The organism is Synechocystis salina LEGE 00031, from assembly GCF_015207985.1.
Taxonomy (GTDB): Bacteria; Cyanobacteriota; Cyanobacteriia; order Cyanobacteriales; family Microcystaceae; genus Synechocystis; species Synechocystis salina.
Genome location: NZ_JADEVV010000001.1, coordinates 53,928 through 75,915 on the forward strand (window position 1 = coordinate 53,928; position 21,988 = coordinate 75,915).

Genomic DNA, 21,988 nt, shown 5'->3' on the forward strand with positions numbered 1-21,988 from the left:
GCTGCTTTGAAAGATTTTGCCAGAATTTTTCCTCTAACTTAGCCATAAATATGCTTGGCAATTACCAATTCAATGGAGGAGGTATGGCAGGCTAGATCTTAACCTTGGTTTGATTCCGTTTCCCCTAAACGCTTTTTCAAACTTTTAACTTCTTTCCGTAATTGATAAATAGTTTGATGAATTTCATCCACCTCCGAGCGGGTGGGTAAGTTGAGCATTTTTAACCATGCTTCGAGAATCTCTTGTTGTTGAATCCGATAACGATTCAAAGCATTAATAAATTTGCCCCGTACTTTAAGATTTTTCTCTTGGCAGAAGGCTTCTTCAAATACTTGGTCAGCGGCGATCGCCCACCGTTGTTGAAATTCCTTCCAAGTTTTAACGGGTTTATCTTCCTGAGCCCGGGCTAGTAAATCTTCCATCAGGGCGGCAAAGCCCCGATATTGAATATCCGCTTCCAGTAATTGATAGTCCGCCATGGCCTGGGATAACTTGACCCAATCGTCAAAGGCCCGCAACAATTTGCCATTCATTTCCCGGCTGGGGCCCAGTAACGGCGATCGAATAAAACTGCCCAGATTTTTACTGTAGAGGGCATCGCCATAAAGATTGCTTAAATCTAGCCAGGCATGGATGTCGCCTGTGGGTAATTTGCCCAGGGGGGCGACGCTACTCTGCCAGGTGGAGAGCCAGAGTTGGGAAAATTTTTGTACTTCCTTGAGATAACACTGCCATAAACCATCCATGTCCCCCCGGAGAGCTTGGGTGCTGGTGGTGTATTGCTCAATCTGGGCTTGCAACTGTTCTAGGTAGCCCTGCACTGCCGCTTGGGCCGAACCATTATCCAATTTGGGCCACAGACTCTGCCAAGCTTCAAAGGAAAGTTTGAGTAGCTGTCCATAAAATTGCTGGGATTGGAGGAACTGCTGGGGCAAAGACTCAAAGGGCTGGGGGGCATTGTCCATCATCCCACCGGCGCCCCCTTTGGCCATGAGGTCAAACCAATTTTTCCAAGCCTGACTACTGGACTCCAGCCAGAACTGACTGAGGGGAGTCATGAGTTCTGTCCAGGTTTTACTTGTCGATTCCATGGTCAAAATCCACCTTACTACTGGCCGCTACCTGAATTATGGCTCAGCTTTTTGGGGTGGCAACTGTTGATCTGGAAAATTTGTCATGGGAAGGGAGAATTACGACGGAATCTAGCCTTGACCGCCGAACTGCCGCTGATAAACTTCGTCTTCTTTTTCGGTGATAATTTTTAAATCTGAGCGGGGGTAGGCCACACAGAGTAAAGCGTAACCCTCTGCCTGTAGTTCGGCCGAAACCCCCATGCCGTCCGCTTGATCCACTGTGCCTTCTGTGATCAATGCCGCACAGGTAGTACAAACTCCAGCTCCACAGGAAGTGGGCAACTGTATTCCCTCATCATCGGCCGCTTGGAGCACCGTTTTATCCTCGGGCACGGAAATGGTGTAGGTCTGACCCTGGTGTTGGATTTCGGCGGTGTAGGTGTTAACCATGGCAAAGCGGTAATAATAAAAGGATTAATCGGATTTTTGGCCAATGAACACTCTAGCAAGTTTTGGATAGCCTGTTAACCAACTGGAGGCAGGCTCCGGCTGGCCACCATTGTGCCCATGGTGGTGGGCTAGAAAAATAATTTTCCATCGGCGATCGCCAGGGGGGAAGACCGAATCCGGTCCAGGGTGAACCCAGGTTAAAATCAGGGCATAATCTCCGTAACTCTTTTTAAATCAACAAGGAATTTTCTATGGCATCTAACAGTACGGCGGACGGGAAAGATCGTTTTTTTAGTGCTTTGATTTATCTGATTCCCCTCATTGATGCATTCATGTTCGGCAGTTTTTTACTGCAGCAATTTCCTATTTTGCAGATAATTTACTTGCCTATTATGCCCCTGTTGCAATTCTATTATCAGTTCCCCTTCGCTTCTTTTATTATTTTTATTGTACTGTTTATGGCGGTGGTTAGAAATAACAATATTTCCCACTTTATCCGCTTCAATGCCATGCAAGCCATCCTCATTGGCATCCTTCTATCATTGTTTGGCTTAGTTGTCGCCTACGTTATCCAGCCAGTGTTTGGCCAAGGATTAGTCATCGAAACTCTCTACAATTTTGCTTTCCTTGGTGCCTTAGCCTGTGGATTTTTTGGCATTGTTCAATCAGTGCTGGGGCGCTATGCAGAAATTCCCACCATTTCTGATGCAGCCTATTCCCAGGTGCGTTTTTAGTCATCCAAACTAACCGATTTTAACCTGACCAACCTGATTAACTTGAGCTATTTTTGTTGACCATGTCTGATAGTCGTTTAAATCTGGTGGCGATCGCCATTTTTCTGATGATGATGTCTGCCCTAGTGGGGCCGATAGTCCACCTTTCCCCGGCCATACCCGCGGTGGCGACCCTAGGGATTTTGGGCATAATCACAGCGGATCAAATCAGTTGGCAGGGAAGGGGAACGGACTTTTTTGTCGGCCTCTTCCAAACTAAAGCAGAAAAAGAGAGGATTTTGTGCCATGAGGCGGGGCATTTCCTCGTGGCCCATTGCCTACAGGTTCCTATCACCAACTACAGCCTTAGTCCCTGGGAAGTTCTACGCCAGGGGGCTGGCGGAATGGCTGGTATTCAATTTGATACGACTAATCTAGAAAATCAGTGTCGGGATTGGCACCTCCGTCCCCAAGCTCTGGAACGTTGGGCCACGGTCTGGATGGCGGGCATTGCCGCGGAAAAAATTGTCTACGGTGAAGCCCAGGGGGGGAACGGCGATCGCCAACAGCTACGCCAAGCCTTTCGTCGAGCTGGACTACCGGAAATCAATTTGCCCCAAAAGGAAAGTTGGGCATTTATCCAAGCTAAAAATCTATTGGAACAACATAGTCAAGCCCATGGTCAGTTGCAAAAAGCCCTTGCCCAGCGGCGATCGGTGGAAGAATGCCGTCATCTTCTCGCCCAACATCTAGGGGAGCCTGCTGTTAGTTCCAATTAACGAGTTAAGTTAGCTTAATTCAGTTGAAACGAACTTTTTTGGTGATTGCGACCCATTCATCTCCAAGCAGTGATTTTAGGGGATACCATTAGAACCATTACCCGCAGACTATGGTGTCGGTGTAGGGCTGTTATCATATCTATTATTGGGGGTCAGCACAATTGTCAAAAATGTTTCACATACCCACATACCCTACCCCAAACGCTATCGACGCCATTGGTCTGTGTCAGCAAGAATTCTTCCCCTAACATTCGCTAACTATCATGAAATTTAACACGGAATGCTTACCCGATGTTATCAACAAAATTGAGAGTAACCGCGAAAGAATTAGGCTCAAGAAAATCATTTACGGCTTGACCAACAAGGTTTGGGAAAACGACCCCAAAGTGGTGGGGGGCTGCTCCACCTACATGCTGTTAATGAACTTAATGAAAGTCCAACCAGAGATCAAACGCCTGGTGTCGGACATGTATAACTTGATTGAAAGCTTAAATCGGAAGCAAGCCTACGTGCCGATCGCCAAGAACTTGCTAGATATTATCGCCCCCATTTATGGCATTACCTCCGACAGCATCGGCCAATCATTGCTGGAAAACCTATTAGACGAAAAAGAAGAAGAGAAAAGACGTCAACGGAAAACCTGTCTTAATTTACTCGAAGTAATAGTCAAAGATGAAATTTACAACGAACTACAAAAACTGCCTGTCAACGTGGCCAAATTTGTCAGCATTGCCGAGGTAGCTAGCTACACCCTGAACCGCCTACCGCCCATGTATGTGGCTAGTGAAGAAGGGAAAGCCTTTCAGATGCAACGGGTCGAACAAATGCGGGGGGAAATTCGTACCGCGGTATTGAGGGGGATTGGGGCAATTATGCGAGATCCTCTAAAAAAATCTACTCCCTTACAGGTAGATGAAATCGATTCCTTCAGCACGGCCCACTCCATCCTGATGGAGTTAGAGGAATTTGCCCGCAACATCGGCGTTGCCCAGGATAAAGTTAGCCTGGATGAACTTTCTAGCAAAATTCGTCGGGGCGTGAGAGATTACCATGCCGCCTTATTAGACCTCGAACAAGTGCTAGACGTCTATGGCATTGCCTACGAAAAAATTACTGCTAAAAATTTAGCCTCGGTGGTGCGCAAAATTCTGCGGCAAGTTGAAAAAAATCAACGGGATGGACACTATAGCACCAATTCAGGAGAGGGTTTATCTGGCAGTAAAAGAAGTCATGGAGAGGAAATGGATGCTCAACAGACCTCCATTGTGGAGTTTGGTAACTATGGCGACGAAGAAAATAAGGAAAATAGCGACGAAGATTTTGCTAGCTCCATTCGTGACTGGTACACCTTTTAGGGGCATCGGCATCATTAAAGCGACCCTATGTCATCGTTCCTGTTTGACTTTGCTCCTTTCTAGGGGCAGCGGTGGAGAAATTTTGCTCCAGCCAAGTTAAGCAGGTTTGATTGAACTTGGTGGGACACTCATCGTGCAAACAATGGCCGACCCCTGGCCAAAGTTGAAACTCGATTTTGTCATTTAACTGGGCAAATTGCTCCCCATACCGACAGGGAATGAACCGATCGCCATCTCCCCAAAGCAACAATATGGGTAAATCGAGGCTAGGCAATACTTCCTTCACTGACGGCGCAAAATGGGGCTGGCGCACAGAGCCAAACAATTGTCGAAAAGCAACCTCAGCCCCCAGATCCTGAGGAGGGGAGCAAATAATCTGCACCAATTCTTCTTCAAACTGCTCTGGATCAGGCTGTTCCTGCCGTAAACCATAGGCCAAACCAGCCCAACGCCGAATAATCGGGGGACGACGCACAAACTTGAATAGGCCATTGAGCAACCAAGGGGGAGAAAATGCATTTTCTATCTTTTCAATCCAAGGCCGAAAAAAACGGGGGGCAGCCTGCTGACGGAGGGACACATCGGGCAAACTGGCCATAATTAATCCGGCCACTAGGGCTGGACTTTCTGCCGCCATGGTCAAAGCCACCAGGGAACCAATGGAATTTCCCACTAGCACCGTGGGACAACCAATGATTTCCCGACAAAAATCCTCCACTTGGTCTGCCCAGGAGTAGGCGCTGTAACGTTCGTTGGCCTTGCGCGAACCACCAAAACCGAGTAGATCAATGGCATAAACGCTGGTGTGCTGGGCAAACACCGACAGGTTATAACGCCAATGTTCGATCGCCGCCCCAAAACCATGGATGAGCAACAGGGGGGGTAAACCAGTGGCCTCGGGAGGATGACGAAAACTGTAACGAATTTGCCAGCCCCGCCAACTCCATTCCCGCTGACAGCCAATACGGCCATCCCATCGGTTTACGCTGCCTGGGTTTGTCCCTTGTCCACCCTGGGCCTGGGTGATGGGAATGTCATCAATCAATTGTTCTCACCATCGTAATTAAGCTTGAAATGGATGGGGGCACAAAAATCATCAATACCTTGCTCCAAAACGTAGGCCACCACCAAAGGCGCCAACAGGGGATGACAGACTTTGCGCTCGCTGAGGTGACTGACCACTGCACTGATGTTATTGTCCTTCAGGGCCCCAGGAAAATCCCCCTCACAAATGGCTACCCGACATCTTTTGGCCAAGCCTTCTAGCCAGTCATTGCGATCGGGCTGTTGCCCCACTTGGATGCCCAGGGTCAAAGCTGCATCTTCTAAATTACCTTCACAATCCTCGATGGTATCCAGCGCCTGCATCGCCTCCACAGAGTGGGCAAGTTGGTCACGGTAACGGGCGATCGCCTGGGAGGTAATGGTGGTCATCGGCTTTTCAATTAGGATCGAGCAAAACTGCATTCTAGCGGCCAATAGTCCGGGCGCAACAGCGGGGGAAGTAGGGAAAAAGCAACTTTTGCAAAAGAGGGTAAATCAGTTATGATGAGAAATTGTGAGTTTTTACTATGACCATGAACGCCCAAGCCATAATCAATTCCATCGAGGCAGAGTTTCTCAAAGAAGACCTGCCCACCATCCATGTCGGTGACACCATCAAGGTTGGGGTCAAGATTGTCGAAGGTGGTAAAGAGCGGATCCAACCCTACGAAGGCACCGTTATTGCCAAGCGTAACGGCGGCATCAGCGAAACCATCACCGTGCGTAAAATTTTCCAAGGTGTCGGTGTAGAAAGGGTTTTTCTGCTCCATTCCCCCCGGGTTGCCAGCATCAAAGTATTGCGTCGCGGTAAAGTTCGTCGGGCCAAGCTTTACTATCTCCGGGATCGGGTTGGTAAAGCTACCCGTATTAAACAACGGTTTGACCGGGCCCTGTAGTCCGCAAAACTGTGATCTCCAACACCATGGCGATCGCCCTCGATGGGAATTGGCAACAAATTAGGGTATGATGGTGCGAGAGTGCAGACTCTGGGGCTAACCTCAGCCCAGACTATGCGTCCTTAGTTCAGTTGGTAGAACGCAGGTCTCCAAAACCTGATGTCGGGGGTTCAAGTCCTCCAGGGCGCGTTGACCACCAATTACCTCGCTAACGATTGTCCCGCAACTGTTCAACTTTGCGTTTGGTGATATTCCGGATTTTCTCATTAGTTACAATGATTTGGGAGGCAAGAAAAACCTGTGGTTAAGAAGGAAGCGGTCAGAACCGACAGTACCGAAGACAACTCCGTGGACAGTGCCCAGGCCCGGAGCAACTTCATTACGGCCACCAAAGATGAGTTGGCAAAAGTGGTTTGGCCTTCCCGTCAACAGCTAATCAGCGAATCCGTGGCTGTGATTCTAATGGTTATTTTGGTCTCAACGGTGATCTACTTTGTTGACCAGATCTTTGGCTGGATTACTAAGCAACCTTTCCTTTTTGGCTGAGGTCAGCGCCAAAAAAGCCAATGATTCCTAAATGCAGGTTGTGCTAACTTTTTTGCAGGAATTGGCCAGGAAAAGAACTTTTCTTTCACTATGCAGTTAGTTACTCAGCCAGATTCGATAATATTTAGCTTTTCGGCAAATCCTTAATATTATCGCCATCCTAATTTAAGTTTTAAAAATTCTCCATTTGCTAAGTCAAAAAAATTAAACTTTAAACCTAGCCAATCTGACTCCGAATCTGAGTTTGGATTGGGATTAATGCCCACCGTAAATACTCCCTGTACATGTTGTTGTCATGAGCTTCACTGACGATCAGTCTCCGGTCGCGGAACAAAACAAAAAATCCTCCTCCGAAGGCCATTGGTTTGCTGTACAAGTGGCCTCTGGCTGTGAAAAGCGGGTCAAGCTCAATCTTGAGCAGAGGATTCACACCTTGGACGTGGCCGATCGCATTCTCCAGGTGGAAATCCCAAAAACCCCCATTGTGAAAATCCGTAAAGATGGGGCCCGGGTGCAGGGAGAAGAGAAAATCTTCCCTGGCTATGTGCTCATTCGCATGATTATGGACGATGACGCTTGGCAGGTGGTAAAAAACACCCCCCATGTGATCAACTTCGTCGGCTCTGAGCAAAAACGTCACTATGGTCGGGGGCGGGGCCACGTTTTGCCCATGCCCCTCAGCCATGGGGAAGTGGAACGGATCTTCCGTCATGTGGATGAGCAGGAACCGGTGGTGAAAATCGATATGGAAATCGGTGATCACGTCATGGTGCTCTCCGGCCCCTTTAAAGATTTTGAAGGGGACGTGATTGAAGTCAGTCCAGAAAGAAGTAAGCTAAAAGCCTTACTGTCCATTTTCGGTCGGGAAACCCCGGTGGAATTGGAATTTACCCAAGTGGAAAAACAGAATTAAGCCTTTTATTGGGGGAAGAGCAAGGAATTCCTGCTCCCCCTGGTTGGTTTGATTGTCGTTAATTCACATCCTAATCACATTAACTTAGACATACATAAGCAATGGCCAAGAAAGTCGTCGCTCTGATTAAACTGGCCCTGCCCGCTGGCAAGGCTAACCCTGCGCCTCCCGTCGGCCCTGCCCTGGGTCAACATGGGGTTAACATCATGGCATTTTGCAAAGAGTACAATGCCAAAACCGCCGACAAACCCGGGATGATTATTCCCGTGGAAATTTCGGTGTTTGAAGACCGTAGTTTCACTTTTATCCTCAAAACTCCTCCTGCTTCAGTGCTAATCCGCAAAGCCGCCGGGGTGGAAAAAGGCTCTAGTGAACCGAACAAAACTAAAGTGGCTTCCATTACCCGGGACCAACTGCGGGAAATCGCCCAAACCAAATTGCCCGATCTCAATGCCAATGACATTGATGCCGCCATGAATATCATTGAAGGCACCGCCCGCAACATGGGTATCACCGTCAACAGCTAAGCACAGTTCACGGCTTGAGCCGATTAAGTTTTCTATTTATTTCGGGGAGAAGTTCCCTACTTCGCCAGTACCCAAGGAGTTACCAAATCCATGACTAAAAAGCTTTCAAAACGGATGCAGGCGGCGATCGCCAAGGTAGATGACAGCAAACTCTATGGCCCCCTGGAGGCGATGGAACTGCTGAAGGAAACCGCCACTGCTAAATTTGACGAAACCGCAGAGGTCCATATTCGCCTAGGCATTGACCCCAAATACAGTGACCAACAAATTCGGACCACCGTTTCCTTACCTAAGGGCACTGGGCAAACAGTACGGGTAGCAGTCTTAGCCCGGGGGGAAAAGGTCAAGGAAGCCACCGATGCTGGGGCCGATATTGCCGGTTCTGAAGAATTGATTGAAGAAATTCAAAAGGGCATGATGGACTTTGACGTGCTCATTGCCACTCCCGATATGATGCCCAAAATTGCCCGGCTGGGTAAACAATTAGGGCCCCGGGGCCTGATGCCTTCTCCCAAGGGGGGGACGGTAACAGCGGACGTGACGGCGGCGGTCAATGAATTTAAAGCAGGAAAATTAGAATTCCGGGCTGATCGTACGGGCATCGTTCATGTTATGTTTGGAAAGGCCTCTTTTTCTGCCGATGATCTGTTGGCGAATTTAAAAGCGCTGCAAGAGACCATTGACCGCAATCGTCCTTCGGGGGCTAAGGGGCGTTTTTGGCGCACCGTGTTTGTGTCCAGTTCCATGGGTCCTTCCATCCCCGTAGACGTTAGTGCTTTACGCGATCTGAAGTTTGAGGATAACTAAGCGACGACAATTTCCGAGTCATTTCTAGCCACTATTCATTTAACTGGCTACGCCAAAGACCGCAGGAGCAATTAGGGTTGCTTAATTAACCTGCCGAGGTTGAAGCCTGAATCAAGATTTAAGTCTGGGGGAATTTTTTCCGCTGGCTTTTGATTCTTTGCTTCAGCCCCGGCGATCGCCAAGGGGCATTTTTATTGTGTGTTTAATGCTTGCTATCCCAACCCCAAGGAGGTGAAACCCGAATGGGAAGAACGAGAGAAAATAAAGCGACGGTAATCACCGAAGTCCAGGAGTTGTTCCAGGACGCCCAGATGACCATGGTCATTGATTATCAGGGATTGACCGTTGCCGAAATTACCGATTTACGGAACCGACTCCGCCCCCTGGGTGGAACCTGTAAAATCGCCAAAAATACCTTAGTCCGTCGGGCTTTGGCTGGGCAAGAAGCCTGGTCCCCCATGGAAGAATTCCTGACGGGAACTACAGCAATTGTGGTGCTCAAGGATGACCTGGGTGGGGCCATCAAGGCCTACAAAAAATTCCAGAAAGATACCAAAAAAACCCAACTCAAAGGGGGGGTACTGGAAGGAAAAAGCCTGTCCCAAGCTGACGTGGAGGCGATCGGTGATCTGCCCTCCAAAGAGCAACTCATGGGTCAAATTGCCGGAGGCATCAACGCCCTGGCTACCAAGATTGCCCTGGGCATCAAAGAAGTTCCGGCTTCCGTGGCCCGTGGTCTCCAAGCCCATGTGGACAAGGAATAGGGTTGTTTTTCACCCTGCTTGTCCCAAAACCATTTGCTTTGGGTTTGTCTAGTTAGATCTAACCTACTTATCCTATAGGAGTCATTTCTATGTCCGCTGCAACCGATCAAATTTTAGAACAGTTAAAAAGTCTTTCCCTGTTGGAAGCTTCCGAGTTAGTTAAACAAATCGAAGAAGCTTTTGGTGTTAGCGCCGCTGCCCCCGTTGGTGGCATGGTTATGGCCGCTGCTGCTGCTGCCCCCGCTGAAGCTGCTGAAGAAAAAACTGAATTCGACGTTATCCTCGAAGAAGTACCCGCCGACAAGAAAATTGCCGTGCTTAAAGTTGTCCGCACCATCACTGGTTTGGGTCTGAAAGAAGCCAAAGAGTTGGTGGAATCTACCCCCAAAGCCATCAAAGAAGCTACCGGCAAAGATGATGCTGAAGCCATCAAAAAACAAGTGGAAGAAGCTGGTGGTAAAGCCGCGGTTAAATAGTCGTTTGGCATATTTGCCCAACCATTTAACTGATTGCTTACCCATCGATCATTTTCCTATTAGAAATTGAATTGATAGGGGTTAACCTAATCACTCTTTTTCTCGGGCCAGGGTTTTTCCTTGGCCCGTTTATTTTTGTCTATGCCTAGTTACAAAAAATACCTAAAATAAAAGACTGGTCAGTCAGTATTGGATATTTTATGGGCAGCACATTTGGCAGTTTATTCCGCATTACCACCTTTGGTGAATCCCATGGGGGCGGCGTGGGGGTAATTATCGATGGTTGCCCTCCCCGGTTAGAAATTTCCCCAGAGGAAATCCAGGTGGACTTGGACCGACGGCGTCCAGGGCAGAGCAAAATTACTACCCCCCGTAAGGAAGCTGACCAGTGTGAAATCCTCTCCGGGGTATTTGAGGGCAAAACTTTGGGCACACCGATCGCCATTTTGGTCAGGAATAAAGATGCCCGTTCCCAGGATTACAACGAGATGGCGGTGAAATATCGTCCTTCCCACGCCGATGCCACCTATGAAGCTAAATATGGTATCCGCAATTGGCAGGGGGGCGGCCGGTCTTCCGCCAGGGAAACCATTGGCCGAGTAGCCGCTGGGGCGATCGCCAAGAAGATCCTTGCCCAGTTCAATGGGGTGGAAATTGTGGCCTACGTGAAAAGTATCCAAGATATTGAGGCAGAGGTAGATACCAATGCGGTAACCATGGAACAGGTGGAAAGCAATATTGTCCGATGTCCCGACGGTAAAACGGCGGAAATGATGATTGAGCGCATCGACCAGGTGCTGAGGCAAAAAGACTCCATTGGCGGGGTAGTGGAATGTGTAATCCGCAATGCTCCGAAGGGATTGGGAGAGCCGGTATTTGATAAATTGGAGGCGGATTTGGCCAAAGCAATGATGTCTCTCCCGGCCACCAAAGGGTTTGAGTTTGGTTCTGGTTTTGCCGGTACTTTACTGACCGGCAGCCAACATAATGACGAATATTACCTGGATGAAGCAGGGGAATGGCGCACCCGTACCAACCGTTCCGGGGGAGTCCAGGGGGGCATCAGCAACGGCGAACCAATTATTATGCGTATAGCTTTTAAACCTACTGCCACCATTGGCCAGGAGCAAAAAACTGTCAGTAACATTGGGGAGGAAACTACCTTAGCTGCTAAAGGTCGCCATGATCCCTGTGTGTTACCTAGGGCCGTTCCCATGGTGGAAGCCATGGCTGCCCTGGTACTTTGTGACCATCTCTTGCGTTTCCAGGCCCAATGCAAAACCCTCCCTTAGAAACTGTTTAGAAGTGTCAATTTTTCCCCTCAATCCGATTTGTCCCAGAATTGAGAGTTGGGGGAACTTCTTGAATACACCCTTAGAACGGAATTTGAATTTTGGAACAGCTAAAACTGTTTGATGCGCCCTCCAGCTATCGAGTCAAGCGGGAGCCAAAGTTGGCGCTCGATCGCCAGGGATTGGAAAATTGGCAGGGGAGAATCCAGCAATATCAACAGAGTCAACGGCAAACTGGACAACCCCAACAAGTTTCCCTCTTTGATACCCCGGCCACCAGTTGGCACCATGCCGACGAAATTGACCCGTTTACTTTGCCCCAACAGTCTTCTCTGTTTTGGCGACAAGGTAAAGATGGGACGGCAATAGCAGGGGAGTATGAGGGTTGTTTATACTTTATTCTTGACCGCCGTTGGCCAATATTGCTTTACGTGGGGGAAACCAAATTAACCGCAGATCAACGTTGGCAGGGCACCCATGACTGTAAGGATTATATTTTGAGCTACATCGAATTACATCGCCGCTATGAATTGGAAGTGGAAGTGGTGGCCGCTTTTTGGCCCCATGTGCCCCCGGAGAAGAAAACGCTCCTGGCTTGGGAAAAGGAATTAATTCTTAAATGGCGATCGCCTTTTAATAAAGAGTGTTGGCGTTGGTGGGGTCAGCCCTTTGGCAAATTGAGTTAAGTTCCAGCAAAAATGGCCTCACCCCCTTAGTACAAAGGAAAAGTGGACGGGCAACTACCTGCGGATTCACCGAGCTACTCAACTTGGCGGAAGGTTACAATGCTTTTTGATGATCATTTTTTAGCAACAAACTGGTTTGTGTCTCACAAAACCCCATTTCGTTAGCAACAAAACCTCTCCTCTCCATCAATGACTTCCTCCACCCCCGTCTCCCGTTGGTTAGAGCAATGGCAAGCCCGTTTTGAAGCTGTGCCGGTCCCCAAAACGGAGGAATCCATTGTTTTCCGCATTTTGGTGCAGTTAATGGTGATTGTGGGTATTGTTGCCACTGACGTAGCGGCCCAAACCACCTGGAGTTTATGGGCCATTCCCCTCAGTATTATTGGTTCCTGGTGGAGTTGGCGACAAAGAAAAAAGAAAAATATTGCCCTCAAATTTTTGCTGGCGATCGCCATGGTGGCCATGTTGTTCGTCTTCTTAGGCAACTTGGTGGAAAACCTAAATGCTAGCCAGGTGGCCCTAGCGGGGCTATTGGTGCAACTGCAGGTATTGCACAGTTTTGATTTGCCCCAGCGTAAAGATTTAGGCTACTCCATGGTGATTGGACTAATCCTTTTGGGGGTGGCGGGTACCCTATCCCAAACCTTGGCCTTTGCCCCCTGGTTGCTACTTTTTTTAGCTGTGGCCATTCCCACCTTAGTGTTGGATTATCGTTCCCGTTTGGGTTTAGAAGGAATTCCCTTCGCCCTGTGGAAAAGTGGTGGGGAACGGAGTTCATCCCATCAGGCAGAATATTCCCCCCTAGTACCGAGAAAATTGTTAGCTCTGTTGGCAGTAACCCTAGCCTTTGGACTGTTATTGTTTGCCCTGATGCCCCGTTTTCCTGGTTATAGACTGCAAAGTTTTCCTGTGTCCAGCCCTGGGGAAGTACAACAGCAAACCTTCGAGGGACAAAATCAAGATATCAATAACCCCGGTTATCGTCGGGGCGACGGCACTGGTACCGGCGGCGAGGGAGATGGTTCAGAACCAGGGCAGGTGGATGACACCTTTTACTATGGTTTTAACAGCCGCATGAACCAAAATTTACGGGGGCAAATGACCAAACAATTGGTGCTCCGGGTGCGTTCCCAAGCCCCAGGTTTTTGGAAAGCGTTGTCCTTTGACCACTACACCGGCCAGGGATGGGAAATTACTGATAACACGAAAATTACCACAGTGGAACGATCGCCATGGTCCTATCGTTTTGTGCTGGATAACATTGATTCCCTGATGGAAACGGAGAGTGTGGTGCAAACCTACACCGCTGTAATGGATTTACCTAATGTGATCCCAAGCCTCTATCACCCTAGATTTTTATACTTTCCCACCAGGGAAGTGGGCATAGACCCCAATGGCAGTTTACGATCGCCGGTGGGCTTACTGGAGGGCATTACCTACACAGTCATTTCGGAAGTACCGGTGCGCAACCGGACTATGTTACAGAGCTATCGCATTCCCCCAGAAGTCAAAATCCCCCCCCCATTGCTCCAAGTGCCACCGGATATTAAATCAGCGGTGCGGGCCAAAGCGGAAGAACTGCTAGCCAAATCGGAACGACCCTTGGAAACGCCCTATGAAATTTCCCTCTACTTAACCCAGGCTCTCAAGCAGAATTACCGTATCCGCACCGATTTGCCATTTTTTGAAGACGACGAAGATTTGGTCACAGCCTTTTTGTTTGAATACCAAGGAGGTTTGCCGGACCACTTTGCCACAGTATTGACCATTATGCTGCGGAGTTTAGATATTCCCGCCCGGCTAACGGTAGGGTTTGCCCCTGGACAGTTTAACCCCTTCACTGGTTATTATTTGGTCCACAACACCGATGCCTATGCTCTGACGGAGGTATTTTTTCCCCGGCTGGGTTGGTTTATGTTCGATCCTATTCCCGGCCATGAACTCTATCCCCCCTCCATCGAAGATAACGAAACGTTTAGCGTACTTCAGCAAATTTGGCGTTGGGTCGCCGGTTGGTTGCCTTCCCCGGTGAGCAGTTTCCTGGCCAATGTCTGGGCAGCCGTCACCGGATTCCTTGTCACTGTTCTACGGTGGTTTTGGAACTTAGTTTCCACCAGCTTGGGCGGCGCTTTACTCGGACTAATTTTGGCGATCGCCGCTGGATTTCTGGGTTGGCTTGGTTGGACCCAGGCTAAACGCTGGTTACAATATCGCCGCTTGGCTAGACTCCATCCCATGGCTAGGCTTTATCAAACTTTGCTTTACGACCTCGAACAACGGGGTTTTCGTAAAAGTCGAGCCCAAACTCCAGGGGAATTTGCCCAATCCCTACGGGAGCATTTAACCCCGGAACAAGTAGAAATAATTGTGGAAATTTCCAGCGCCTATGTGGCTTGGCGTTATGGAGAGCAACAAGCCCACCTAGATTATCTGGGTCAGCAGTTTAGACTTCTAGAACGCAGTTGGCGGAGCAAGGCAAAAATAAAGCTAATCTAAAATATGTCTGGGTTTAAATCGATGTTTTTTTGAGGTTAAACGATAGCAAAAAGTTGAAGCTAAACTTGAATAAGCCAAATAAAACAGGGTATCAATTATGGTCGTTGCTACAACTAAAATCCTAACAGCGGCGGAGTATCTGCAACGGGAAGAACAGGCCACTGAAAAAAGTGAGTTTATCCAAGGAGAAATTATTCCCATGGCCGGAGCCTCCGCGAACCATAACTATCTAACAGGAAAACTTCATGCCCTGCTACTATTTGCCCTGGAAGATCATGGCTATTCTGTATTTATGAGCGATATGAGGTTATGGATTGCTGAGTCTGAAAGTTATTTTTACCCCGATGTGATGGTAATTGCGGCAGAGCCAAAGTTTACTGATAATAGCCAGATGGCGCTGACCAATCCCTGTTTGATTGCAGAAGTTCTCTCCACTTCAACAGCGGGCTTTGATAAAAATCAGAAATTTGGTTTTTACCGGACTATTCCCCAATTACAGGAATATTTATTAATTGATCAATCCTGTTATCGGGTGGAGCATTATCAAAAAGTTGGCGATCGTCAATGGTTATTAACGGAACTGATGGGAGAAGATGCCGAAATTGAATTTAGTTTTATGAAAATAAAAATCAAACTTGTGGAGCTTTATAAACGGGTTGATTTTTAAAAATGACCAATCCACCGACTCCCCCAAACAGCACAACATAAAACCGCTGGGGGCACTGGCCAAACACCGTTGGTTAACCGGTAGAGCCTTAGAACCTGTTTGTAAAGTCTTATTTTGCTCCTAAATCTTCTCACTAAAGCTCCGGCAATACTGGGAGACTTTGCCTATATTTCCCCTCAAATTTTGGGGGGTCGGGGGGGATTTTCAAATACGTTCTTAAGCTTGGGCCAGTAGTTTACCAATTAATTGGTTAGTCAACTTTGGATCTGCCTTACCGCCGGTGCGTTTCATCACTTGACCCACAAAGAAACCCTGCATATTGCCTTTGCCACTGCGGAACTTTTCCAACTCCTTGGGATGGTCCGCAATAACAGCTTGAATGATGGCAGTCAACTCATCGGGGTCAGAAATTTGCACCAAGCCCCTGGCTTCAATAATTTTCTGGGGAGAACCACCTTTTTCCAATAACTCCGGCAGAATATCCTTGGCAATTTTGCCGCTGATGGTGCCCTTGGTAATCAAAGCGATCAACTCCGCCAAAGCCGACGGTTTCAAGGCCAGCTCACCGATGGTCAAACGGTTGTTATTGAGGTAGGCGGCAATATCCTGGGTAACCCAGTTGGTCACTGCCTTCGGATCGGCCCCTGCATCCACCGCTTCCTCGAAATAGAACGCCACTTCCCGGTCTTCGGTTAATACTCGGGCATCGTAGGCAGATAAGCCCAAGTCTTTTTCATAGCGGGCCCGTTTAGCACTGGGGAGTTCCGGCAATGTCGCTAACCAAGCCTGTTGCTGTTGCTCGGAAACTTCTAGGGGGGGCAAGTCCGGTTCAGGAAAATAGCGATAATCGCTGGAGCCCTCCTTTTTCCGCATGCTGATGGTGCGCTGACTGCCCTCTTCCCAGAGGCGGGTTTCTTGGTAAATTTCTTCCCCGTTGGCGATCGCCTCGATTTGTCTTTCAATTTCATACTCGATCGCCTTTTGGATCGCACTAAAGGAGTTCATGTTTTTGATCTCCACCTTGGTGCCAAATTCCTCTTGTCCGACAGGGCGCACAGAAATATTCACGTCACAACGGAGGGAACCTTCTTGCATATTGCCGTCGCTAATGCCTAGGTAACGTACCAGTTGCCGTAAAGATTGGGCATATTCCGCCGCTTCCTGCCCCGTGCGTAAATCTGGCTCCGAAACGATCTCCAGTAATGGTACTCCAGTGCGATTAAAATCCACCAGGGAATGGGTCGACCCCGCCAGGCGATCGCTGCCTGCATGGACTAACTTGCCCGCGTCCTCTTCCATGTGTAGACGGGTGATGCCAATGGTTTTGCGGGTAATTTCTTTAGTTTTTTTATCCACCAACTCTATTTCCAAGGAGCCGTGTTCCACAATGGGCAAATCAAACTGGGAAATTTGATAATTCTTGGGTAAATCCGGGTAAAAATACTGCTTACGGTCAAATTTGCTGTAGGGGGCAATCTGACCATTGATGGCCAGGCCAAGTTTCACCGCCGCCGCCAACACCTCTTCATTGAGTACCGGCAAAACCCCCGGATACCCCAAACACACCGGACAGACATTGGTGTTGGGGGGACTGTCAAAATCGGTGGAGCAATTACAAAAAATCTTACTGGCTGTGTTGAGCTGACAATGGGTTTCTAGCCCAATAATCGCTTCGTAATTGGTTTTAACAGCAGTGGCAGTCATGAATTTCCGGCATATTGGCTTCTCCCCATTCTGCCATACTCCCGCCGTCCAACGGGCATTTTTCTCCGTCATTAACCCCCAGGGGCGATCGGGTCAAAGCCTAGGATTTTTGTTGTTTTTCCGGCTTGGGACGGGGGAATTGGGAAGGAGACGGGAAACTTTCCACCGGCATATTTTTAATGGCCTGACTCATGAAAGAGCGCCAAATGGGGGCGGCATAACCCCCCCCAGAAATCCCCTTACCCAGAGGACGGTTTGCATCATCCCCAATCCAGACAGCGGTGGCCAGTTGGGGCACATAACCCACAAACCAGACATTGCGCTCATTGTCCGTGGTGCCAGTTTTCCCGGCAGTGGGACGCCCTAGGTAGGCCGATGTCCCTGTCCCTCCCTGCACAACGGAAGTCAGTACAGAAGATGTACTAGCAGCAGCCCAGGGATCTAGCACCTGTTGGGGCTTAGGTGTGTTGTCTAGCAGCACATCCCCCCGCACATTGGTAACCCGTAAAATCGCAGTAGGTTCGGAATACCAACCATTGCTAGCTAGGGTGGCATAACCCACAGCCATATCCAACGGCGTCACATCCACTGATCCCAAGGGCAGGGAAAGAACAGACTGCAATGGCGTTTTAATGCCCATCTGCTTGGCATCTTCAATCACCTTATTGAGGCCGACTCGACTGCCGATCAACACCGCTGGAATATTGGCGGAACTGGCCACCGCCTGGCGAATGGACATGGAACCGGAAAAACCACCGCCATAGTTTTTGGGGGAATAGACGCCGGCTCCGTCCCTCAAACTAATGGGCCGGTCTTCAATGGAGGAATCGGGGGTGTATTTCCCACTGGCAAAGGCACTGTAATAAACAAAGGGTTTAAAGGCTGAACCCGGCTGACGACGGGAAATGGTAACCCGATTAAGTTGGCTTTTGTTATAGTCCACTCCCCCAGCCATGGCCTTGATGAAATGGGTTTCGGGCTCCACCGCCACTAGGGCAATCTGTAAATCCTTTGCTCTTCCCATACGTCCCCGCAGATTTTTATAGGCGGACTTGACCGTATTTTCCGCTAGCTTTTGGGTGTCGTAGTCGATGGTGCTTTGTATCCTTAGACCCCCCTGGGCTAAAGCCTCTTGACCAAATCTAGTTTCCAGTTCGGCAATAACTGCATCGGTAACGTAGGGCAATTTGCTATTTTGCCAGGCAGTGGGCTCACCTAACTTGTTCTGGAGGGGTTCTTTTTTTGCCGCCTCGGCCTCAGCTGGGGTAATCCAGCCGATACTAGCCATGCGATCCAACACCACTTCCTGGCGTTCCTTGGCCGCGCTGAAATTGTTGAAAGGGCTATAGGCCTCTGGGGCTTGGATCATGCCCGCCAATAGGGCAGATTCGGCCAAATCCAGGTCAGCGGCGGATTTTTTAAAGTAACTTTCGGCGGCGGTTTGGATGCCGTAGTTATTGTGACCCCAGTAGATATAGTTGAGGTACATATCCAAAATTTGGTCTTTGTCGAATACCTGCTCGACCCTGACCGCCAAAACCGCTTCAGCTAACTTGCGGGTAAAAACTCTTTTTTGACTCAGGTAAATATTTTTCACCAACTGCATACTGAGGGTAGAAGCCCCTTCGCTCACTCCACCACTCTTAAAGTTGACCAACAGGGCCCGCCCAATGCTGTTGGGGTTGATGCCTTGGTGTTTGTAAAAATTGCTGTCTTCGATCGCCAGTACGGCCCGTTTCAAGTTGGGGGAAATTTCCGCTAGGGGCACAATTTTGCGATGTTCTTCCCCATGGAGGCTGAGCAATTCCCGCCCTTTGGCATCGTAGATGTAACTGGTTTGGGCAGGCACATAGGAAGTCAGGCCCCGCACATCGGGTAGGTTACGGAAACTAAAAGCCAGGCCGGCCACCCCTCCCGCCACCACAGCGGTAGAAACTAGACCCACCCCTAGAAAAGTGGTGCCAGTGGTGCGCAATACCCGCTGGAAAAAATTAGGCTGGGCTTGGGCTTTGGCCTTGGTGGAAGACGGTTTAAGGGTGCTGGTGGATGACACGGTGTAAGAACTTCCTCACGCCAGAAAATGGGATTGGTAACCTTGCAAACTCAGATGATGAAAATTAGCTATTTTCCAGGAACAATTTTTTCCAGAATTAATCTTAGTTTAGCTTACTGATATTCGCCCAGAAGTCAACTGAACCAGGCTAGCCCAGGTCTAAGCTCCCTCAGACGGGGATTCCCCCACCCAAATCAACTTTAACGGGGCAAATTAGCAGGCTAGTTGGTCGCATTTTGACCAATCCACTGACGACAGGCCGGAATTAAATATTCTGCTAAATGTTGGGCATCCACCCCCAGAACCGTTCTTTGTTGGGCCGCTAAAATACCAGCCTGGGCATGCCACCAAGCGGCCGTTGCCACCCTTTGAGTTAGGGCAAATTCCCCTGGTTGGGCCAAGAGGCCCCCTATTAATCCAGTGAGGACATCCCCACTGCCCCCCCGGGCTAGGGCTGGAGTGCTATCTTTGATTACCCAAGTGGGCCCCGTTGGGCTGGCAATGACCGTTTTGGCTCCTTTCAGTAGCACTGTGGCCTGGCTTATGGCCGCGGCTGTTTGCACTGCTGTGAGGCGATCGCCTTGGTCGAGGTCGGGAAAAAGCCGTTGAAATTCACCGCCATGGGGCGTTAACACGGTGGGGGCTGTTCGTTCCGCCAACAGGGGTAATAATTGTTGCCGAGCCAATTGGTTGAGGCCATCGGCATCCAAAATAAGGGGACAATTAACCGGCAAAACTTCTTCCACCACAGGGCCCACGTCAAGGCCTAACCCCGGCCCGAGGGCAACGGCAGTGTAACGGGATAGGTCCAAATTGCCTAAACCGGCGATCGCCCCGGAGGAGGTTTCTAAAAGACCTTGCACCAAAACTTCGGGACATTGACTGTGGAGCAAAGCTTTAATCCCCGTGGGTACCGCCATGGTCACCATCCCCACCCCACTGGCCCTGGCCCCCAAACAGGCTAACAATGCTCCGCCGGCATACTGTTGGGAACCACAGATGAGCAAGACATGGCCCTGTTGATATTTATGGGTCACTAGGGATCGACTGAGGGGCAATGTTCGTCGAGCTTGCTCAGTCCCAAGGATTTGCACTGGCCAGATTTGGCCTAGAACGCTGGCGATCGCCTGGAGAGGTAAACCGATACCTAATAATTCCGTCTGGCCCAAGTGGGCCAAAGCCCTGTCCTGAAAGTAAGCTCGTTTCCAGAGACCAAGGCAAAAACTCCGGTCTGCCTGCACCGCTGTACCTAAAATTTCCCCCGTATCGGTATGAATGCCAGAAGGCAAATCGATGCTGACAACGGGGATGGGTAAAGCATTAATAGCTGTGACTAGATCGGCGATCGCCCCGGTAATCGGTCTAGTTAAACCAAAGCCGAACAAAGCATCAATAATTAGGTCGCAATGGGCTAAAGCCTGGACATCATCCACCCAAGGGATGCCCAAACCTTTGCCATAGTCAGCGTGGTTTTGGGTTAGGGGCTTTAACTGATCCAGGGGTTGTAAAACTTTTACTTGGTAATCCTGGAGCTTCAGTTCCCTCGCCACCACTAAGCCATCGCCGCCGTTATGGCCCGGGCCCACCAGCACCCCGATGCGGGGAAATTTAGTGAGGGGATAGAGCAGGGACAATCTATTGGCGATCTGTAGAGCCGCTTTTTCCATCAAGGCCGCCACCGGCATGCCCTGGGCGAATAACCAATTTTCAATCTCCTGCATTTGGGCCGCACTGACCACCGCCCGGAACCATGGGGATGCCACAGTCATAATGTTTTTCCCTACATTCCTAGGCCAACACCGGATCAACTAACGGCGATCGCCGCTGCAGTTGCCATTTATCCAAATATTCATACCAAGACTGTAAGCCTTCCCCTGTGCGGGCAGACACCGCAAAAATTTGTGCTTGGGGGGCCACTTGCCGTAGGTTTTGCCAAGCTAGCTCGGCATTAAAGTCCACCGCAGCGGCAATGTCCTGTTTGGTAACCAAAATAACCTGGGCCGATTTGAACGTAGCGGGATATTTGAGGGGTTTATCCTCCCCTTCCGTGACGGAAAATAATACGACTCGTAAATCTTCCCCCAGATCATAGGCGGTGGGGCAAACCAAATTACCGACATTTTCAATGATCAATTGGTCAATGTTGTCTAAATTCAACTTTTGGGCCGCCTTGGCCACCATTTCCGCCTCCAGATGGCAAATATTTCCCGTGGTTACCTGAATGGCGATCGCCCCAGCACTGCGGAGACGTTGGGCGTCGTTATCGGTGGCTAAATCCCCCACAATGACAGCGGTGGGATGGTCTTGTTGTCGATCGCCGACCATTTTTTGGATCAGGGCGGTTTTACCGGCCCCGGGGGAGGAAAGAAAATTCATCACTAGTAAGCCTTTGGCCTGGAAGTAGCCCCGATTCCTTTCCGCTAGGCGGTCATTTTTGCTCAGAATGCCTTGGCCAATGGCAATGGACTGGCGATCTGGTTCAATGGTCACAGTCTGTTGACTTGGATTGTGGCTATGGTCGCCATGGTGGTGATGATGTTCCTGGTGGGCATGGCCATCATGGCTGTGGACAAAATTTCCATCTCCATGGTGATGGTGGCTATGGGCAACGGTTCCCACCGCACTACAACCGCAGTTCTGGCACATAATAACCTTCCCCCTCGGGCAGAAACATCAATGTTATGCCCCCATGGTAAGAGAAGATGCTCGAAAGAGGTTCGGCCGCAATTCCCGTTTAGCGCAGTACT

General features: G+C 49.4%; 22 protein-coding genes, 1 tRNA gene and 1 other annotated feature. Of the genes, 15 read left to right on the forward strand and 8 right to left on the reverse strand.

Going from position 1 to position 21,988, the window contains the following annotated elements:
- Window positions 1-98 precede the first annotated feature (98 nt).
- Both phaE and IQ217_RS00250 read right to left on the reverse strand, forming a co-directional pair.
- Window positions 99-1,091 carry a class III poly(R)-hydroxyalkanoic acid synthase subunit PhaE gene (gene phaE / locus IQ217_RS00245; protein ID WP_194018496.1) on the reverse strand — a complete coding sequence of 331 codons (993 nt, stop codon included), beginning with the start codon at window positions 1,089-1,091 and terminating at the stop codon, window positions 99-101.
- Between the two features lie 111 nt (window positions 1,092-1,202).
- Window positions 1,203-1,523: a 2Fe-2S iron-sulfur cluster-binding protein gene (locus IQ217_RS00250; protein WP_190598952.1), complete on the reverse strand. Its 321-nt coding sequence runs from the start codon at window positions 1,521-1,523 to the stop codon at window positions 1,203-1,205.
- 251 nt (window positions 1,524-1,774) lie between these two features.
- Between IQ217_RS00250 and IQ217_RS00255 the strand changes: the two genes are divergently transcribed.
- From IQ217_RS00255 to IQ217_RS00265, 3 genes are all read left to right on the forward strand, one after another.
- Window positions 1,775-2,257 carry a Tic20 family protein gene (locus IQ217_RS00255; RefSeq protein WP_190598951.1) on the forward strand — a complete coding sequence of 161 codons (483 nt, stop codon included), beginning with the start codon at window positions 1,775-1,777 and terminating at the stop codon, window positions 2,255-2,257.
- Between the two features lie 62 nt (window positions 2,258-2,319).
- Entirely contained in the window at window positions 2,320-3,015 is a 696-nt protein-coding gene (locus tag IQ217_RS00260) for an ATP-dependent Zn protease (protein WP_194018497.1), read from the forward strand.
- 263 nt (window positions 3,016-3,278) lie between these two features.
- Window positions 3,279-4,370 carry a late competence development ComFB family protein gene (locus tag IQ217_RS00265; RefSeq protein ID WP_194018498.1) on the forward strand — a complete coding sequence of 364 codons (1,092 nt, stop codon included), beginning with the start codon at window positions 3,279-3,281 and terminating at the stop codon, window positions 4,368-4,370.
- Between the two features lie 25 nt (window positions 4,371-4,395).
- Here the strand turns inward: IQ217_RS00265 and IQ217_RS00270 are convergent, their stop codons facing one another.
- Window positions 4,396-5,415, reverse strand: a complete 1,020-nt coding sequence (locus IQ217_RS00270) for an alpha/beta fold hydrolase (protein WP_228023863.1) — start codon at window positions 5,413-5,415, stop codon at window positions 4,396-4,398.
- On the reverse strand, window positions 5,412-5,804 hold the full coding sequence (locus IQ217_RS00275) for a hypothetical protein (protein WP_228023862.1): 393 nt from the start codon (window positions 5,802-5,804) through the stop codon (window positions 5,412-5,414). Before IQ217_RS00275 ends, IQ217_RS00270 begins: the two co-directional genes overlap by 4 nt.
- A 137-nt stretch (window positions 5,805-5,941) precedes the next feature.
- Here IQ217_RS00275 and rplS point away from each other — a divergent pair, with 137 nt between their 5' ends.
- From rplS to IQ217_RS00335, 12 genes are all read left to right on the forward strand, one after another.
- A complete protein-coding gene (gene rplS, locus IQ217_RS00280; protein WP_010872052.1) occupies window positions 5,942-6,310 on the forward strand; it encodes a 50S ribosomal protein L19 in 369 nt (122 codons plus the stop codon).
- A 116-nt stretch (window positions 6,311-6,426) separates the two neighbouring features.
- A tRNA-Trp gene (locus IQ217_RS00285) sits at window positions 6,427-6,499 on the forward strand.
- Between the two features lie 111 nt (window positions 6,500-6,610).
- On the forward strand, window positions 6,611-6,856 hold the full coding sequence (secE, locus tag IQ217_RS00290) for a preprotein translocase subunit SecE (protein WP_190598947.1): 246 nt from the start codon (window positions 6,611-6,613) through the stop codon (window positions 6,854-6,856).
- Window positions 6,857-7,151: 295 nt separating this feature from the next.
- A complete protein-coding gene (nusG, locus tag IQ217_RS00295) occupies window positions 7,152-7,769 on the forward strand; it encodes a transcription termination/antitermination protein NusG (protein ID WP_190598946.1) in 618 nt (205 codons plus the stop codon).
- A 101-nt stretch (window positions 7,770-7,870) separates the two neighbouring features.
- Complete coding sequence (gene rplK, locus IQ217_RS00300) at window positions 7,871-8,296, forward strand: 50S ribosomal protein L11 (RefSeq protein WP_190598945.1); 426 nt, start codon at window positions 7,871-7,873, stop codon at window positions 8,294-8,296.
- 90 nt (window positions 8,297-8,386) lie between these two features.
- Complete coding sequence (rplA, locus tag IQ217_RS00305; RefSeq protein WP_194018499.1) at window positions 8,387-9,103, forward strand: 50S ribosomal protein L1; 717 nt, start codon at window positions 8,387-8,389, stop codon at window positions 9,101-9,103.
- Between the two features lie 34 nt (window positions 9,104-9,137).
- Window positions 9,138-9,305: a sequence feature (ribosomal protein L10 leader region), on the forward strand.
- 40 nt (window positions 9,306-9,345) lie between these two features.
- Window positions 9,346-9,867 carry a 50S ribosomal protein L10 gene (rplJ, locus tag IQ217_RS00310; RefSeq protein ID WP_190598943.1) on the forward strand — a complete coding sequence of 174 codons (522 nt, stop codon included), beginning with the start codon at window positions 9,346-9,348 and terminating at the stop codon, window positions 9,865-9,867.
- An 89-nt stretch (window positions 9,868-9,956) separates the two neighbouring features.
- Window positions 9,957-10,343 carry a 50S ribosomal protein L7/L12 gene (rplL, locus tag IQ217_RS00315; protein WP_190598942.1) on the forward strand — a complete coding sequence of 129 codons (387 nt, stop codon included), beginning with the start codon at window positions 9,957-9,959 and terminating at the stop codon, window positions 10,341-10,343.
- 200 nt (window positions 10,344-10,543) lie between these two features.
- Complete coding sequence (gene aroC / locus IQ217_RS00320; RefSeq protein WP_194018500.1) at window positions 10,544-11,635, forward strand: chorismate synthase; 1,092 nt, start codon at window positions 10,544-10,546, stop codon at window positions 11,633-11,635.
- A gap of 101 nt (window positions 11,636-11,736) precedes the next feature.
- Window positions 11,737-12,321: a GIY-YIG nuclease family protein gene (locus tag IQ217_RS18750; protein WP_228023861.1), complete on the forward strand. Its 585-nt coding sequence runs from the start codon at window positions 11,737-11,739 to the stop codon at window positions 12,319-12,321.
- Between the two features lie 189 nt (window positions 12,322-12,510).
- Window positions 12,511-14,817, forward strand: a complete 2,307-nt coding sequence (locus IQ217_RS00330; protein ID WP_194018501.1) for a transglutaminase TgpA family protein — start codon at window positions 12,511-12,513, stop codon at window positions 14,815-14,817.
- Between the two features lie 94 nt (window positions 14,818-14,911).
- Window positions 14,912-15,484 (forward strand): Uma2 family endonuclease, encoded by a 573-nt coding sequence (locus IQ217_RS00335; protein ID WP_190599059.1) that lies wholly within the window; start codon window positions 14,912-14,914, stop codon window positions 15,482-15,484.
- A gap of 216 nt (window positions 15,485-15,700) precedes the next feature.
- Here the strand turns inward: IQ217_RS00335 and gatB are convergent, their stop codons facing one another.
- From gatB to hypB, 4 genes are all read right to left on the reverse strand, one after another.
- A complete protein-coding gene (gene gatB / locus IQ217_RS00340; RefSeq protein ID WP_194018502.1) occupies window positions 15,701-17,188 on the reverse strand; it encodes an Asp-tRNA(Asn)/Glu-tRNA(Gln) amidotransferase subunit GatB in 1,488 nt (495 codons plus the stop codon).
- 100 nt (window positions 17,189-17,288) lie between these two features.
- Window positions 17,289-19,241: a PBP1A family penicillin-binding protein gene (locus IQ217_RS00345; protein ID WP_194018503.1), complete on the reverse strand. Its 1,953-nt coding sequence runs from the start codon at window positions 19,239-19,241 to the stop codon at window positions 17,289-17,291.
- 221 nt (window positions 19,242-19,462) lie between these two features.
- Window positions 19,463-21,010, reverse strand: a complete 1,548-nt coding sequence (locus IQ217_RS00350; protein WP_194018504.1) for an NAD(P)H-hydrate dehydratase — start codon at window positions 21,008-21,010, stop codon at window positions 19,463-19,465.
- A gap of 19 nt (window positions 21,011-21,029) precedes the next feature.
- Window positions 21,030-21,887: a hydrogenase nickel incorporation protein HypB gene (gene hypB / locus IQ217_RS00355; protein ID WP_194018505.1), complete on the reverse strand. Its 858-nt coding sequence runs from the start codon at window positions 21,885-21,887 to the stop codon at window positions 21,030-21,032.
- Between the last annotated feature and the right edge of the window lie 101 nt (window positions 21,888-21,988).